This is a genomic window from uncultured Polaribacter sp. (genome assembly GCF_947500975.1).
Lineage (GTDB): Bacteria > Bacteroidota > Bacteroidia > Flavobacteriales > Flavobacteriaceae > Polaribacter.
The window spans coordinates 1-17260 of record NZ_CANMUE010000001.1 but is presented as its reverse complement, the minus strand read 5'-3'; the positions used below and the strand labels follow the sequence as shown (position 1 = coordinate 17260).

Below are 17260 nucleotides of genomic sequence, written 5' to 3'. Positions count from 1 at the left end.
TAAAAACTCATTAATTTATTTAATGAGTTTTTTTTATGAATTCATTTTCATTATCAGTATGTTTGTTGTGATTGTGATATGCATAATTTATGAGTAATAATATTGATTATAATTTAACGATAATGCCAAATAATGATATTTTATTAAAATTATATAGAAATATTATAAAACCTCGTTTAATTGAGGAAAAAATGCTAATTCTTTTAAGGCAAGGAAAAATTTCTAAATGGTTTTCTGGTATTGGACAAGAAGCAATTGCTGTTGGTGTAGCTTCTGCGCTTCATAAAGATGAGTACATTTTGCCAATGCATAGAAACCTAGGCGTTTTTACTACTAGAGAAATTCCTTTACATCGTTTATTTTCTCAATGGCAAGGTAAAATGAATGGTTTTACTAAAGGCAGAGATAGAAGTTTTCATTTTGGAACACAAGAGTTTAATATTGTTGGTATGATTTCTCATTTAGGCCCCCAAATGGGAGTTGCTGATGGAATTGCTTTAGCTAATAAATTAAAAAAAAATAATAAAGTTTGTGCTGTTTTTACAGGCGAAGGTGGTACAAGTGAAGGAGATTTTCATGAAGCTTTAAATATAGCTTCTGTTTGGGGTTTACCAGTTCTTTTTTGCGTAGAAAATAATGGTTACGGTTTATCAACTCCAATTTCAGAGCAATTTAACTGTAAGCATATTGCCGATAAAGGAATTGGTTACGGTATGGAAAGTCATATCATTGACGGAAATAATATTCTTGAAGTTTATAGTAAAGTTTTAGAATTGGCAGAAAGTATTCGTAAAACTCCCAGGCCTGTTTTATTAGAGTTTAAAACCTTTAGAATGCGTGGTCATGAAGAAGCAAGTGGCACAAAATATGTTCCTAAAGATTTAATGGATGCATGGTCTTTAAAAGACCCGGTTATCAATTTTGAAAATTATTTGGTAACAGAAGGTGTTTTAACCTATGATGTTATAAATCAATACAAAAAAGAAATAAATAACGAAATTAGTGAAGGTTTACAGATTGCTTCTGATGAAGAAAAAATTATTCCGAATTTACAAACGGAGTTAAATGATGTTTATAAACCTGTAGATTATCAAAAAATAACCCCATCATCAATAAAAGCAAATATTCGTTTTATTGATGCTATTTCTGATGGATTAAAACTTTCTATGGAAAAACATACAGACTTAGTAATAATGGGGCAAGACATTGCAGAATATGGTGGAGCTTTTAAAATTACTGATGGTTTTGTAAATAAATTCGGAAAAGAGAGGGTGAGAAATACTCCAATTTGTGAATCTGGAATTGTATCTACTGCATACGGATTATCTATAAATGGTGTAAAATCCGTTGTAGAAATGCAGTTTGCAGATTTTGTTTCTTCTGGTTTTAATCCTATTGTAAATTTATTAGCAAAATCTCATTATAGATGGAGTCAAGACGCAGATGTTGTTATAAGAATGCCTTGTGGTTCTGGTGTTGGAGCAGGTCCTTTTCATAGTCAAACAAATGAAGCTTGGTTTACAAAAACACCAGGTTTAAAAGTTGTTTATCCTGCTTTTCCACAAGATGCAAAAGGTTTATTGATTGCAGCTATAAATGATCCAAATCCGGTTTTATTTTTTGAACATAAAGGCTTGTATCGTTCTTTATACGAAAATGTTTCTGAAGGGTATTTTACAACAGAAATTGGTAAAGCTAGCATTATTAAAGAAGGAAAAAACATAACAATTGTTAGTTATGGAGCAACTGTTCATTGGGCTTTAGAGGTGATGGAAACGCTACCGAAAATTAAAGCTGATATTATAGATTTAAGAACTTTACAGCCTTTAGACACGGAAACTATTTATAAATCAGTAAAAAAGACAGGTAAAGTAATTATTGTACAAGAAGACTCACTTTTTGGAGGAATTTCAAGTGATATATCCGCCTTAATAACAGAAAACTGTTTTGAATTTTTAGATGCACCTGTAAAACGGGTTGCAAGTTTAAATACTCCAATTCCTTTCCAATCTGATTTAGAACAGCAATACTTAGGAAAATCAAACTTGAAAAAAGAGATTGAAAACTTACATAATTATTGATTATATTTAACATCAAAATTAAAAACCACATTATATGAATAACAAACAAATCATCTTTAAAAAAAGACCATCAGGAGTACCAGATGCGGATACATGGCAATTAGAAACAAATGAAGTTCCTGAATTACAAGAAGGTGAAATTTTAATACAACATCATTATATTTCTTTAGACCCTGCAATGCGTGGTTGGATGAATGATACAAAATCTTACATTCCGCCAGTTGCAATTGACGACGTGATGAGAGCTGGTTCTATTGGAAAAGTGATTAAAAATAATGGAAACCCTAAGTTTGAAATAGGAGATGTGGTTACAAGTTGGGGAGGGGTTCAGCAATATGCAATTACTAATGGTGATGGTTGGTATAAGGTTGATACACGTTTAGCCCCTATGCCAATGTATATTGGAACACTTGGTATGCCAGGTATGACAGCATATTTTGGTATTACTGAAGTAGGTAAAATTAAAGAAGGAGATATTGTTTTGGTTTCTGGAGCTGCAGGTGCAGTTGGTAGTATTGTTGGGCAAATTGCTAAAATTAAGGGCTGTACAGTTATTGGAATTGCTGGTGGAAAAGAAAAATGTGATTATGTTAAAAACGAACTAGGTTTTGATGATGCCATAGATTATAAATCAGAAAATATTTACACAGCTCTAAAGAAAAAATGCCCAAAAGGAATTGATGTTTATTTTGATAATGTTGGTGGTTTAATATTAGATGCAGCCTTAAGTAAATTAAGAATGCATGCACGGGTTGTTATTTGTGGTGCTATATCTCAATACAATCAAAAATCTAAAATTGATGGTCCAAGTAATTATTTATCTTTATTGGTAACTCGATCTACAATGCAAGGAATGGTTGTTATGGATTATGCAAAAGATTATGGAAGTGCAGCAAAACAAATGGGTGTTTGGATGCAAGAAGGCAAGTTAAAATCGAGAGAAGATATTTATGAAGGTATTGAAAACTTTGAAGAAACCTACCATAGATTATTCAATGGAGATAAAAATGGTAAACTTGTTTTAAAAGTAATCGAAGAATAGAGTAGTGGAGCACTTTTTTTCAATGCCGCATACCTGCTGGGAGCAAATATAGATGTTCTTGGATGTAAGCGATTAAAATAAACGTATATTGAAGATTGTGAGGTTTGTTGCAATCCTATTTAGGCAACTCCAAGTTTTACAAATGGAACATTAACTTGGTTTTGATACTAATTAATTATAACACTAAAATTCTCAAAAATTTTATAAAAACTATTACTTGCGGATTTTAGTGTTTTTTATCTTAGTAAATCGCAGCGAATTAAATAAGTGGATTTTCCCAAGAAAACCCTTTAAGCAAATCAACCCAATCTTTAGAAAAAGAAGATTTTAAAATTAATTTATCTGATGTAAACGGGTGTGTAAACTCCAATTTCCCTGCATGTAAAAACATATTTTTAAAACCAAAATTTTCATCGAACATTACATCGTGGTTTTTATCACCATATTTTGTATCACCAATTAAAGGATGACTAATTTTATTCATATGTATTCTTAATTGGTGCATTCTTCCTGTTTTTGGTGATAATTCCACCAAACTATAACGTGATGAATCGTAAGGTTTTACTGGAATATTTAAAGTGATTTTTTCTAACGTTTTTAAGTGTGTTAAGGCTTCTTTATGCACATTAGCATCACGCCCTTTTACAGGAGAATCTATAATTTTGGTTTCTGGCGAAAAACCTCTAACCACACCATAATATATTTTTTGTATTTCGTTATTGGTAAATAGTTCTTGAAATTTTGAAACGAATTGAGTTTCTTTTGCGAGTAAGATAATTCCAGATGTTTTTCTATCTAAACGATGTATTGGATACGTTTTTAAACCAACTTGATTTTCAATTAATTGTAATAAAGAAGCTTCATCAGCAACATTTCTAGAATGATGTGCATGATGTACTAAAACATTATTAGGTTTATTAACACAAATAACATATTCATCTTCAAAAATAATTTCTAAACTCATTTTTTATCTTTATTAATAGTTTTATTAAATTAAACATAATTTTTTAATAAAAAAATGCCCCTATTAATATAGAGGCAAATTAATAATATAGTTAATTTGGGATTTTTATTTATTAGTTTTTAAATTTATTTTTTTAGCATGAGCCTAAATTAAACCAGTAATAACCATTAGAATAACGTAATTGATATAAAACACCATTATAAGTTATTTTACTACCCAATTGATAAGTTACACCTGATCTCCATGCAGATACACCAGAACATTGACTGCTATTATTGTTACTACTAGAAGGATATAAAACATTCATACCCTGTGCATCTAAAGTAGATATACTACGTTGAGCACCACCAAGTGTATACCCTTTTTTATCTAATATTGTATATTTACCTGGAGTATTTGAAAAGAAATGAGATTGATATAACATTATAGAATTATAATCAAATCTACTTGTCAAGCTTCTTACATTATTTGATTTATAAAAATTATGTCTATGCTCATTATTTATATATTGCCAATATATATCAATATAATCGTCTCTATCACTTCGTGTTTGTTCATGTACTAAACCGAAAGTATGTCCTAATTCGTGAATAAGTAACGTTAAATCTGCACCACTACCTATTGCAACAACACCTCCTCTAGCTGCACCTAAAGTAGCAAAAGCTGTACCATTCTGTTTAGAATCATAATATATATGAACATAAGTACTCTCGTCTGTTCTCCTCTTAAACTTAATATTGGTTTTTGAACTCCAACTTCTCATAGCAGAATCAATAAGATTTATATAATCTCTATTTAAATTATTATTTAATTGGTAAACAACAGTATTATTAGCCCATAACCCTGCAGAATTACTACTAGCTGATTTCTCACTTGAAACAGATGGTGGTGTCTCCAAATCTAATGTAGGCCATTCCGTTGGCTCTTCTGTAAGATACCCTTTTGGATAAACAATATCACCCAAACGGTAATCACCGTTATCCATTTTTGTAACAGTAAGTTCATCCATATGATCATACATGGTAACTGTTTCTTGTATTGCTTCTGAATCTATTAAGTCAATGCTTTCATTATCATTACAAGAAAAGATTAAAAGTCCTAACGACAATATTAAGGTTTTCTTAAAAATTGTTAATTTTTTCATTATTAATTGTTTTAATTGTTAATTAACTATATTATTTCCAAAAATAAACATTAATTTAACATTAATAAAATATTATTTTAACTTTTTATTTTAGAATTTAATTTTTAATAAATTCTCTTTTTAGAATTCTTGTTAAATTAAAGTGATAGTTTACAATACATACAAGAAGGGTTACCCAATATTTTGTATTAACAATTAAAGGATGACTAATTTTAGGGCAGCACAGGTTCTTAAATAAAAAAAAGGTTACTTTTAAAGCAACCTTTTTTTTGTGTTAATTAAAGAATTTATTCTTTACCAATTTTTTCTATAGCAGAATCATTGCCTATACCTTTAGGATTTTCTCCCCACTTGTTTGGTCCGTGTTGGCTATCTGTGCATTCTAATACTAGCAACCAAATAGATCCAACTAAAGGAATAAGTTGTATTAGAAAAAACCAACCACTCTTACCAACATCATGCAATCTTCTAACCACTAATGCTAAACCAGGTATAATTATGGCGAATACATATATGTATCCTATAAACATAATAAATGGAGATTCCAATACAGCCGCAATACCACCTAATACTCCAAAAATAACAAACATAAAGATTAGATTAAACAATTGAAACATCCAAAATTCTTCTCTTCTTGCTCTTCCAGAAAAATCTGCATAATGTTCTTTTAATACTTTTAAATACCATTTCATAAATTTATTTTTTTTTGTAAAAATAAATAAATTTTAGAAAAGTCCTCTAGATTTAAGATCTAAATATTTATTGATGGTATTTCCTGTTAAATTTTCCGGAGAAGTTAATACAGATTGAATTCCGTATTTTTTTAATTCGTTTACAATTCGCTGTTTTTCATAGATAAATTTCTCTGCAATAATAGAATCATACACTTCTTGTATATTATCAGCTTTTGCATCTATTAACGAATTTAACTCTGTGTTTTTAAAGAAAACGACCAAGACTAAATGATTTTTTGCCAAGGCTCTTAAATACGGTAATTGCCTGTGTAAACTATCTAAAGTCATAAAATTAGTAAACAAAATAAGTAAACTTCTTTGGGTAATTTTTCTTTTTACAACAGCATATAAAGTGCTAAAATCTGATTCTTCAAAATTAGTTTTTACATTATATAAAGCTTCTGAAATTAAGTTCATTTGAGAATTTCTTCTTTCTGCAACTACTAAATCTTCTAATTGTTTAGAAAAAGATAATATACCTGCTTTATCTTCCTTTTTTAAAATAACATTGCTAATTGCCAAAGTTGCGTTCACTGCATAATCCAACAAGCTTAACTCATTAAATTGCATTTGCATCGTACGTCCTTTATCAATAATTACATAAACAGATTGCGATTTTTCTTCTACATATTGATTGATCATCAATTGGTTTCTTTTAGCTGTCGCTTTCCAATTTATAGTTCTAATATCATCACCAGAAACATATTCTTTAATTTGTTCAAATTCTAAAGAATGACCAATTCTTCTTACTTTTCTTGTTCCATATGAGGTTGATGAATTGTTAAACGTTTTAATATTAAACTCGCGTAATTTTAAAAAAGAAGGGTAACATTTTATTTCCTTTTCTGTACCTAAAACATATTTTTTAGTTGCTAAAAGTAGAGGAGAACTTGCATAAACATTGATATTACCAAAAAGATACAAGCCTCTTTCTTTAGGTTTTAAATTATAATGAATTATTTTTTCTTCATTTTGATGTAATTTTTGATCAAAGAAAAAATCTCTTTTTTGAAATTGAAAAGGTAACTCTTCAATCAACGATAAATTTACCTTAAAAGGATAGTCATTTTTAAGTGTTAATGATATTTTGTTTTCATCTCCATTTGATAATCTTTCAGGTAAAATTCTATCAACATTTATAGCATTTTTTGTTTTGTATAAAATAAAAACATCTACAATTGTTAAAACCGATAACACAAACAACAACACTTTTGATATTTCATAAAAAATAGGAGCAAAGAAGCCTACTACAAATAAAGCTGCAATACCCGATAAAAAGTAGAAAAAGCGATTATTTAAAAATAAAGTGTTGTAAAAATGTTTCAATATTTTGTTTTTTTTGTGGTTGATTTATAGTTTTTAGCGATGGCGACCATCAACTAAAGCCATTAAACAACTATCTAGGAATTTCAACTGCTTCAATAATTTGCTCAACTATTTGCTTGCTTGTTAAGCCTTCCATTTCTCTTTCTGGCGTCACAATAACTCTGTGCTGTAAAACAGGAATTGTAGCTCTTTTAATGTCTTCTGGTGTTACAAAATCTCTACCTTCAATTGCAGCAAATGCTTTAGATGCCCCTAAAATTGCAATACTTGCTCTTGGTGAAGCTCCTAAATATAAAAACGAGTTAGAACGTGTGTTTACAACAATATTGGCAATGTATTTTAGTAAGTTTTCTTCAGTTTTAATTTGTTTTACCAAGCCTCTATATTCAATTATTTTTTCACCTTTAATAATAGGTTCTATTTTGCCAATTTTTGTTGTATTTTCTAAAGCTTGTTCCTTTATAATTATTTCTAATTCTTCATCCGCATTTGGGTAATCAACACTTATTTTGAATAAAAAACGATCTAATTGTGCTTCTGGTAATCTATAAGTTCCTTCTTGCTCAATAGGGTTCTGAGTTGCTAAAACCATAAAAGGTTCGTCCATTTTATACGTTTTTCCATCAATTGTTACTTGTTTTTCTTCCATAACTTCAAACAAAGCAGCTTGTGTTTTTGCTGGCGCTCTGTTAATTTCATCAATTAAAATCATGTTCGAAAAAATAGGGCCTTTTTGAAACTCAAACTCTGTATTTTTCACATTAAAAACAGATGTTCCTAAAATATCTGAAGGCATTAAATCTGGTGTAAATTGAATTCTACTAAAATCTACTTCAATAGTTTTTGAGAGTAATTTTGCTGTAATTGTTTTGGCAACGCCAGGAACACCTTCAATTAGAACATGCCCATTTGCTAAAATGGAAACGATTAATAAATCCATCATTTCTTTTTGACCAACAATTACTTTTTGTAATTGCTGCTTAATTTTAAAAACAGTTTCTTGTAATTCAGACAAATCTAACCTGTTGTTAAATTCAATGTTTTCTGATGTTGATTCGTTATTTTGAATTTCCATAATTTTTTTATTTTTTAAAAAAGTTGTCAATCATTTTATGCAAGACTAATAGTTCTTCGGCAGAACATTCTTCTTTTCTATTTAAAGTGATAATTGTATTGATTAAATATTTTGTTTGATGTATTTTATTACCCGATTTTAATGCTAGTTTATTAATAAAATCCTTATTTAAATTATTGGTATTTAATAAGTATTTACTTCTTACTTTTTCTAAGAAAAAAGCTATTTTTTTATCAACTAAATTTTTATGATCATTTTCTTTTAAATACAGGCTAGATATGGTTTGTGTAAAATCTAAAGTTGTGTTTTCTAAAGGATTAATTTCAGGAATTACTCTTTGTTTTCTTCGTGCATTAAACAACATAAAAAGGAGTAAACCAATTAAAGAAACCACTAAAAACCAAGTTAAGGCTTCGTGTTCTAAAAAGAATTTAAACACAGATTTATTATCTTGATCTTTTTGATTAGAAAACTTGCTTTTCTTTATTTGTGGATCCCAAATTAAGGTTGATGAAGGCAGATAAGAAAACACATTTTCGACATAATTTTCTTTGTCTTTTAACAAGTAATAATTTGTAAAAGCAATAGGATTTGTATGTACATACATAGAACCTTTACCGTGATAAATCTTTAAAAAATTTGGTAGTTTTTCACCATCAATTTTTGTGGTTCCTAAAACGATGGCTGTTTTTTTATTATAAGTGATAAAATAATGTCTTCTACTATTTCTATCAAACGTAAAAGGTTGATTTTTAAAACCCCTATTTTCTAAATAATATTCCCCTTTTAACTCCCTTAACTTACTATCATCATACACATTTTTGTCTAAATTATTAGTTGTAATTTCTAAAGCTTCTTTTAAATTTTTACTAAAATAATTTAAAGAAATAAAAGCAGAATTGCCATCATCAACAAAAGAGAGTAGACTTTCAACACCATCTTTAGTAAGTTTGTAAGCATTATCTTTTATACAAATATAATTTCCAAAACCTTCTGTAGTCGTATTATAGTTTTTGTCTAAGTAGTCATAAAAATTATTTTTTAAATAAATTTTACCTTCATTTTTAAATAAGTTTTCAGCTTCATTAAAAATGATATAAGTGCCAAAAGGACTTTTTTCTTTTTCTCTAAAATTTTCACTCCAATTTGTTTTATTACAACTTGTTAAGTGTAGTAATGTAAATAAAAAGATTAATATTTGTATTTTGCTTTTAAACATCAAACAATCGATTTTATAAACTGTTGATATTTCTTTTTTACCACTAAAAAGTGTTGTTCATCAATAAAAAACTCTCCATACCAAACATAGGTATATACATATGTTAAATATGAAAACTGTTTTTTAAAATCGTTGTCTTTTATTTCAAAAAGGTATTCTGTATTGGTTTTGTCTTTGTGATATTCTATAAGTTTTTTGTTTGATAATAATTTTAAAACCGATAAATAATAATATCTAATTGCTAATCGATAATCATTATTTTCTAATGCTTTTTTAAGTAAATCTTCTAAATTTATTTCATGAATATCATCGTCTTCATAAACTAACTTTTTTGATAATATTTGAGACTTTTTTGCTGATTTCCAAAAGTCTATTTTAAAACCTAAAAAGGCTTTTAAAATCAAGAAAATAATAAATCCTCCTAAAAGAAAAGGAAATATTTTTTTCATAAAAAAAAGAATGAATTTAATTAGTTCTTCATTAATAGGAGTGGAGTCTGTTTTTTTGGGAGTCTGTTTCTTTTTCTCTTTTTCAATATAAATAAACTCTTTACCAGAATATTTCTCTTTTAAATCAGTATCAAAAGCTCTTTTTTCACTAATTTTAAAATCTTTGTGATACGTAATAGTTACTGTAGTATCTGTTTTTATTTCAACTACATTTTGACTTGTATCTTGAGCAAACCCAACATAAGTAAACAAAAAAAGTAATAAGTAAATTCCTTTTTTCATTATCTTAAATTATGATTTTTAGCCACCTTAAAAGGTAATATTAAATAATAATAACTGATAGTAATCAAACTAAAAAATATTATAGCAAAACATAAAATTGTAGGCATTTTATTAGAGTAACGAGTAATATATCCTTCTAAAAAAGCCGCTATAATTGTAAACGGAATTGTACTTATAAATATATAAAAAGCGTCTCTAACACCTTTTTTAAAAGAATTAAAACGCTTTAAAGTTCCTGGAAACAAAATACTTGCACCAATAATATATCCGGCAGCAGCTTCTATAATCATCCCAAAAATTTCATAAGTTCCATGAATCCAAATACCTTTTAAACTATCAAATAAACTATTATGTTGGTAAAAAAAAGCTTGAAAAACAGCTACCATAATTGCATTATACACAATGTAAAAACCTGTTCCGATTCCTAAAAACAAGCCCGATAAAAACATATTTAATCCAACTCTTTGGTTATTGTCATAAATACCAATAAAAGTTCCCCAATTGCTACCACTTTTGTAAATAGCCATGGCATCACCACTTTCAATATTTTCTAAAGTTTGATCTACATATGAGTTTCCAAGAATTTGTCTGGCAAAAGATTCATCATTAAAAGTAGAAAGTAATCCTATAAAAAAGCAAATGAAAAAGAAAATAAATGAAATGTAAATGTATTTTCTGTAAGTAAAGCAGAGTAGTGGTACCTTGTCAAAAAAGAACTCTAAAAAAGGATTTTTAGAATTTCTTTTAGAGTCGTAAACCTTATCAAAACTAGTTTTTGCTAATTTATTTAAATATAAAGTTACCTTACTTTTTGGGTAATAAGTTTGTGCATATACCAAATCATTCATGATTTTTATATGCAAATTTGCTATCTTATCTGGACTTTTTTTCTTTTTATTTGAAATTAGTTGTTCAAATTCAAGCCATTTTTCTTTATTTTGCTTTATAAAAGCGACCTCTCTCATTGCAGAGCGAATTTAAACATTGCATGAAAACACTCCAAATAAAAACAGCACAAAATGTAAACATTAAATTTACAGTTGCTAACACTTTTGAAAGACTTATAGCATTTGTCGTAGATAACATTGTTAAGTTTGGATACTTTTATTTCTGTATTTATTTCTTCAATTTTTCTTTGTTTGATAGTGCAACAGGAGGAGATCGTTGGTCTATAAAAGCATTAGATATTCTGTTTTTTTTACCGATTACTTTTTACTCTTTGTACACAGAAATTTTAATGGATGGGCAAACTTTAGGAAAACGTTTGTTAAAAATTAAAGTGATAAATATTGATGGTTTTAAACCTACAGTTTCAGATTATATTATTAGATGGTTTTTACGAGTTGTAGATTTTAACTTATTTATGCTCATCTTTATTTATATTGTATCGTTAGGTTTAAGCGATCAATTTATTTTATTATGGATTTTCTTTCTCTTTGGTAAATTAGTTGGTTTTTTGTTGATCATATTTACTGATAAAGGGCAACGTTTTGGTGATATTATTGCTAATACAATTGTTATTTCTTTAAAAGATCGTATCAATTTTTCTGAAACCATAATTGAAATTTTAAAGGATAATTACATGCCAACATATCCAAATGTTATTAAATTATCTGATAATGATGCACGTATTATTAAAGAAACATTTAAAACTGCTTCTAAATTTAATGATTATAAAACATTAATAAAATTACGCTCAAAAATATTAGAAGTTACGGATATTAAACCTTTACATAAAACCGATAAAGAGTTTATAGACATTATTTTAAAAGATTATAATTTTTATACTCAGAGTATGTAGTGCATGTGTTTTTAAATATTCTATTTTACATAATATAAATTATAGTACATTTTTAATTAGGGTTTAGTACTAAATAATAAACATTTTGCTGTTTGTAACTATAATTAGCCGTTATGTAAAATTGCAGCTACCAAACGCTCGATTGCTTTTTTAAAATAATTATGCTATCGCATTAATTTTTTAAAACACAATTATCCATCGCTTGCCAACGCAAAAAAAAGCTAACTTTTTAGATTCTATTAAACTTTACGTTAGCGAGGAAATTCTCGTTATAATTTTTTTTTACAAGTTTTTCGTTAGTTTGCCACAAGAGTATAAAATTTAAGAAAAATAAATTTCTATACACTTGCTCTAATTGTGCTATTATTTAACCTTTTTTGATTTGAGCTGTTAAGAACATTTAAAACTGAAATTTGAAATTGTGACTATTAATGCTTTATTATCTTTTTTTCTTGATAAAAAAAGAAACAAAAAAATCAAGGCTCACATATAATTTTGGAAACAATTACGGCTCAATTGCTATATTTTAGAAAACATTGTAATTGATTAAGATTGCTTTGAACTAGCCTTTAGCCTAGTTATTCTTAAGAATATGTATTACTAGATCTCTAAAATATGTACGCTCTTTCGCCTATTATTTTAACCTAAGTTTACTCTATTCTACTAAAAATTTAGTGGCAAGTTTTCCTTTACCAAAGACAGAAACATTGAGAATATATAAGCCCGAGGATAAACCTTCTAAATTAATTATCATCTCTTCTGATAAACTTAAATTTGATTTACTTATAATTTTTTTCCCTGATAAATCGTATATGTCAAAACCACTAATAGAATTATAATCTGATAATTTAATATTTAGTTGCCCATTTGATGATGGATTAGGATAAACCATAACTCTAATATTATTAACTTCATTGACTGTATCAATCTTATCTACACCTAGAGTACTTAAATCTAATGAAGCAACATATACCTCACCTCCACTTTCATTAGTTGTACCTTGAAAAAATATTTTATCATTAACAGAAGTAAAATAATAAAATGAACTTAGATTTGAAGAACCATTAATAATATTAATATCTAAATCATAAATTTCATCTACTTGTCCTGTCGAAAGCCATAGTTTATCTGGTTGAACGTATTGTTTAAAAAGTATATTTTCTTTAAAACAACTTAATCCGCTTATCGAATTAAATACTCCACCAACATCACTAACAATAGGAATTGTTCCTTGTTGTGTACCATCTGTACGCCATAATTCTTTATCAGATGATGCTTCCTTTTGGACTCCAAAATAAACGTAATTACCACAGGTTATAATATTATCTATGTCTAAATTAATAAAAGGATGATTCCTGTCAGAAAATAAAAGTTGAGTACCACTTAGAGTTCCATCTGTCTTATATACTGCTTTATAATAAGGTGATGGCTCTTTTGCTACAAAATAAAGTTCATCATTTAGTATTGTCATAAATTGAATGTCGCTATCTATATTGTCACCAAAAGACATTAAATGATTTGTTCCAGCTGTTGTTCCATCTGAAACCCATAAATCATGAGGCCCATATGAAGTACCAGAAGTCTCGGCAACTATTACTAACTTATTGTTTACAACTCTAAGATGTCTTATGTCGTTTATATTTTTTACAATTTCTGTACCTGCTTCAGTTCCATCACTTTTCCAAAGTGCATCTCCTGAATTGCTAATTGCATGAAAATATATTAGATTATCTAGTTCAACAAAATCTAGTGGATAACTTCCACCAGACATTAGATCTTTAACCATATAAGTTCCTGACTGTGTACCATCACTAGTCCAAAATTCTTGACCGTGTATTCCGTCATTTGCTGAAAAATAAATTCGATCTTGAATCACAGAAAACTCTTGATAATCATTCATGCTACTACTATTTCCATCAAAAATGTCTTTTATCATATAAGTACCACTTTCTGTACCATCACTAATCCATAACTCAGATCCTTTGTTATTGGCAGAGCCACTAAAAATCAATTTACCGTTAAAATCTAAGAATTGAGATTCTTCATTAATATATAAACCATCTTCACTGACATTCAGATATTTCGTTCCTTCAATTGTTCCATCTGAAGTGCAAAGAGTATAAGAGCCGTATTGGTTCCCTCTAAAAAAAAGTCGATTACCTACAGATGTTAGCAATGAGGCATTAACACCATAACTATGATTTACATCAAAAAATAGTTTAGTACCTTCTATGGTACCATCAGTTATCCATAGTTCATTACCATTTTCTTTATTTTCTCCATTAAAAAAAATACTATTGCCGTATGCAAGATAACTTTGGTCTGAAACAGAGATATTTGTAACTTGGATATCTTCTGACAGGATAGTTGTACCATTTATAGTTCCATCACTTTTCCATAAAACATCATTTACAAAATAAATTGCGAAAGTACCTGTGCTATTTCCCGATAATAAATTTGGTGCTGCTTCATTCAAAAAAAATGTATTTTGACTTGTACCATCTGTTACCCATAGACCAGACTCATTTGATCCATTTGTTGCATTAAAAAATATTTTATCTCCTACCAAATTTAATCTCCCATCATATGAAATACCACTTCCTGCACCAATATTTATATCTTTAAATAATGTTGTTCCTTCTAAAGTTCCATTTGTCTCCCAAATTTCATTACCATTTATTCCATCGTTTGCTACAAATATTAACTTATCATTTAATACTGAACCTTTCAATTCATTATAACTACTTAAATTACCAGCACGAATGTCCTTTAACAGCAAAGTACCTCCAGGTGTTCCATCACTTTTCCAAAGCTCTGAACCTGTTGTTCCATTATCTGCAAAAAAATAGAAATTTTGATTAAATGTGATATATCCTTGGGAATTACTTCCACTATTTGGACCTACATTAATGTCTTTAAATAGTATTGTACCATCAGAAGTTCCGTCTGAAACCCATAATTCTTTTCCAAATTCTTCAGTATATGCTTTAAAAAATAATTTATCATTAAAAACGAAGAAATCACTTGGATTACTACTATTATCAGTTCCAGCAATATCTTTTAAAACAAAAGTTCCTGCTGGTGTACCATCACTTACCCAAAGTTCAAAACCATAAACCTCACTATAAGCACCAAAATAGATTTTATCGTTAAATTCTATAATATCATAAATACTTTCGGTACTAAAGCCGACATTTCTATCCGTCAGTTGAATAGTCCCAACTTCTGTGCCATCAGATACCCATAATTCTCTATTATCACTACCATTTTCAGCAACAAAAAACACTTTTGTTCCAACAGGAGTTAAGGAGGAAATATCATCATATAATCCTGAATCAAAATCTTTTATTAAAACGGTATTTTCTATCGTTCCATCTGAAAACCATAATTGGTCATCTTCTGAACTAAAATAAAAACCATTTTGAACTTTTGTCATTTTTTCTGGATACCCATCATTTGAGAATTTTAATTCTAAAAGAGTGGCGTCTAAAGTTTGAGATGTAACTTTTGAGGCTAATAAAAAAATTAATAAAAATGAGCAATAGTATATGTTTTTCATGAAGTTTTTTTTTCAAATATATATTATTTTACATTTAGAGCCTAAAATATATAAATATTAAATACCATTCCATACACATTCCCACTTCGCTCCTGTCGTCGCTTCGGGCAAAGCGTATTCCATTACATTTTTAAAGAAACATTTGAGAAGAAAAAAAATAAAAGAAAATTTGAGGAAAGAACTTCGCTTTTAACCAAAGCTCAAGTTACATAACGCAGAACATTATAACACATTTTAAATTAGGGATTATCCTGTGGATGGTTCATAATTAAAAGCTATTTAGTTTGGGGATGTTTTAAAATTCTTCAAAAAGTATAATAATTTGATAGTTAAAATTAGACATTATGAAAATTGTCTCTTGTCAAAATCACATGATTACTTTTACAAAACGCAATTTACCAACGACTACAACTACACAAAAGTTAATATTTAGTACTTTTATTAAATTTTAGTTATATTGATTTCAGAAGCTTCTGAATCCTTTGGAAACAATCACGGTTCATTCACTAAATAGATTATAAAACGTTAACATTCTTTTAAACAAAAATTATGCTTAAAACATTAATCAATACAATACTTTTTAAAACTTTATCCCTTAATAAAATGAAAAAAGGCCATCTAAACATTAATTTAGATGGCCTTTTTTATAAATTATAAAAACTATTTTATAATCACTTTTTTTACTGGATACCCTTCTAGTTCTAGAAAATAGACTCCTGTTTTTAAAGTACTTAAATTTAAATTAATATTATTTACACCTTTAAGTTTCACTAAAGAAGATTTATAAACAATGTTACCTAAAATACTTTTAATCTGGATAAAACTGTTTTTATTAAACTCTGAATTAAATTTTATTTGAAGAAAATCTTTTACAGGGTTTGGAAATAATTTTAATTCTAGTGAATTTAAATCGTTACTACTTTCTACACTTATATAGCCTGCATTAGTATCTGCTAGTGAAGTACTACAAGCTCCTAAATTATCCCAACCTCCATTTGAGTTTAATTGATATAAAACACCTTGGTATAACACCTTATTTCCTGTTGTGTAATTTATACTACTGTTATAAGTTGAAACTCCATCACATGAATTTGAACTTGTATTAGACAATGTAGTTATGGTAATTTCATTACTAAAACCTGAGAAATTGCCTGCTTCATCTTTTGCTCTTACTTTAAATGTATAGGTAGTATTTGGGTCTAAATTAGTGACCTCTATATTTGTACTACCAGATATAGAATACACTTGTATTCCATTCTGAAAAATATCATAACCTGTAACACTTACATTATCAGTAGAAGCAGTCCAGTTTAAGATAACTCCAGTAGTTGTTACATTAGATGATGTTAAGTTTAATGGTGTACTTGGAGATTCGGTATCAGCTTCATCGATAGAACCACAAGCTCCTAAATTATCCCAAGCACCGCTTGAATTTAATTGAAATAACTCATCTTGATAAACAACTTTGTCTCCTGAATTATACGTTGTTGAGCTATTATAAGCAGCCACTCCTGCGCAAGGATCTGAACTTGTTTCTGGTAATGTTGTAATGGTAACACTGTTACTCGTTGATGAAATATTACC

13 protein-coding genes are annotated in these 17260 nt (G+C 28.3%); 3 read left to right on the top strand and 10 right to left on the bottom strand.

All coding sequences use genetic code 11. The features are described 5' to 3' along the window. The first annotated feature begins 89 nt into the window (after positions 1–89). Positions 90–2081, top strand: a complete 1992-nt coding sequence (locus Q0733_RS00065; RefSeq protein WP_298777453.1) for a dehydrogenase E1 component subunit alpha/beta — start codon at positions 90–92, stop codon at positions 2079–2081. A gap of 34 nt (positions 2082–2115) precedes the next feature. After that, a complete protein-coding gene (locus tag Q0733_RS00060) occupies positions 2116–3123 on the top strand; it encodes an NADP-dependent oxidoreductase (RefSeq protein WP_298777450.1) in 1008 nt (335 codons plus the stop codon). A 259-nt stretch (positions 3124–3382) separates the two neighbouring features. On the opposite strand, the gene Q0733_RS00055 is transcribed toward Q0733_RS00060, so the two are convergent. The 8 genes from Q0733_RS00055 to Q0733_RS00020 form a co-directional block, all read right to left on the bottom strand. Then, complete coding sequence (locus Q0733_RS00055) at positions 3383–4087, bottom strand: pseudouridine synthase (RefSeq protein WP_298777448.1); 705 nt, start codon at positions 4085–4087, stop codon at positions 3383–3385. A gap of 133 nt (positions 4088–4220) precedes the next feature. After that, positions 4221–5231 (bottom strand): M12 family metallopeptidase, encoded by a 1011-nt coding sequence (locus Q0733_RS00050; RefSeq protein WP_298777444.1) that lies wholly within the window; start codon positions 5229–5231, stop codon positions 4221–4223. A 287-nt stretch (positions 5232–5518) separates the two neighbouring features. Then, a complete protein-coding gene (locus Q0733_RS00045; protein ID WP_298777439.1) occupies positions 5519–5923 on the bottom strand; it encodes a DUF805 domain-containing protein in 405 nt (134 codons plus the stop codon). 33 nt (positions 5924–5956) lie between these two features. Further along, a complete protein-coding gene (locus tag Q0733_RS00040; RefSeq protein WP_298777434.1) occupies positions 5957–7291 on the bottom strand; it encodes a DUF58 domain-containing protein in 1335 nt (444 codons plus the stop codon). Positions 7292–7361: 70 nt separating this feature from the next. Then, positions 7362–8366 (bottom strand): MoxR family ATPase, encoded by a 1005-nt coding sequence (locus Q0733_RS00035; RefSeq protein ID WP_298777432.1) that lies wholly within the window; start codon positions 8364–8366, stop codon positions 7362–7364. A gap of 7 nt (positions 8367–8373) precedes the next feature. After that, positions 8374–9585 carry a DUF4350 domain-containing protein gene (locus Q0733_RS00030; RefSeq protein ID WP_298777430.1) on the bottom strand — a complete coding sequence of 404 codons (1212 nt, stop codon included), beginning with the start codon at positions 9583–9585 and terminating at the stop codon, positions 8374–8376. Beyond that, entirely contained in the window at positions 9585–10316 is a 732-nt protein-coding gene (locus Q0733_RS00025; RefSeq protein WP_298777427.1) for a hypothetical protein, read from the bottom strand. Before Q0733_RS00025 ends, Q0733_RS00030 begins: the two co-directional genes overlap by 1 nt. Further along, a complete protein-coding gene (locus Q0733_RS00020) occupies positions 10316–11281 on the bottom strand; it encodes a stage II sporulation protein M (RefSeq protein WP_298777425.1) in 966 nt (321 codons plus the stop codon). Before Q0733_RS00020 ends, Q0733_RS00025 begins: the two co-directional genes overlap by 1 nt. 23 nt (positions 11282–11304) lie before the next feature. On the opposite strand from Q0733_RS00020, the gene Q0733_RS00015 reads away from it, so the two are divergent. Then, the gene (locus tag Q0733_RS00015) at positions 11305–12117 is read left to right on the top strand and encodes an RDD family protein (RefSeq protein WP_298777422.1); all 813 of its coding nucleotides are present in this window, start codon (positions 11305–11307) and stop codon (positions 12115–12117) included. Between the two features lie 655 nt (positions 12118–12772). Here the strand turns inward: Q0733_RS00015 and Q0733_RS00010 are convergent. Then, positions 12773–15676, bottom strand: a complete 2904-nt coding sequence (locus Q0733_RS00010; RefSeq protein WP_298777420.1) for a T9SS type A sorting domain-containing protein — start codon at positions 15674–15676, stop codon at positions 12773–12775. 660 nt (positions 15677–16336) lie between these two features. Beyond that, positions 16337–17260, bottom strand: a 924-nt coding sequence (locus Q0733_RS00005) for a T9SS type A sorting domain-containing protein (RefSeq protein ID WP_298777418.1), incomplete at its 5' end; no start/stop codon positions are given.

What these genes read in the sequence shown, in the direction of transcription:
- Q0733_RS00065 (WP_298777453.1), top strand. Translation starts at nt 90, where the DNA reads ATGAGTAATAATATTGATTATAATTTAACGATAATGCCAAATAATGAT.
- Q0733_RS00060 (WP_298777450.1), top strand. Translation starts at nt 2,116, where the DNA reads ATGAATAACAAACAAATCATCTTTAAAAAAAGACCATCAGGAGTACCA.
- Q0733_RS00055 (WP_298777448.1), bottom strand. Translation starts at nt 4,087, where the DNA reads ATGAGTTTAGAAATTATTTTTGAAGATGAATATGTTATTTGTGTTAAT.
- Q0733_RS00050 (WP_298777444.1), bottom strand. Translation starts at nt 5,231, where the DNA reads ATGAAAAAATTAACAATTTTTAAGAAAACCTTAATATTGTCGTTAGGA.
- Q0733_RS00045 (WP_298777439.1), bottom strand. Translation starts at nt 5,923, where the DNA reads ATGAAATGGTATTTAAAAGTATTAAAAGAACATTATGCAGATTTTTCT.
- Q0733_RS00035 (WP_298777432.1), bottom strand. Translation starts at nt 8,366, where the DNA reads ATGGAAATTCAAAATAACGAATCAACATCAGAAAACATTGAATTTAAC.
- Q0733_RS00030 (WP_298777430.1), bottom strand. Translation starts at nt 9,585, where the DNA reads ATGTTTAAAAGCAAAATACAAATATTAATCTTTTTATTTACATTACTA.
- Q0733_RS00025 (WP_298777427.1), bottom strand. Translation starts at nt 10,316, where the DNA reads ATGAAAAAAGGAATTTACTTATTACTTTTTTTGTTTACTTATGTTGGG.
- Q0733_RS00020 (WP_298777425.1), bottom strand. Translation starts at nt 11,281, where the DNA reads ATGAGAGAGGTCGCTTTTATAAAGCAAAATAAAGAAAAATGGCTTGAA.
- Q0733_RS00015 (WP_298777422.1), top strand. Translation starts at nt 11,305, where the DNA reads ATGAAAACACTCCAAATAAAAACAGCACAAAATGTAAACATTAAATTT.
- Q0733_RS00010 (WP_298777420.1), bottom strand. Translation starts at nt 15,676, where the DNA reads ATGAAAAACATATACTATTGCTCATTTTTATTAATTTTTTTATTAGCC.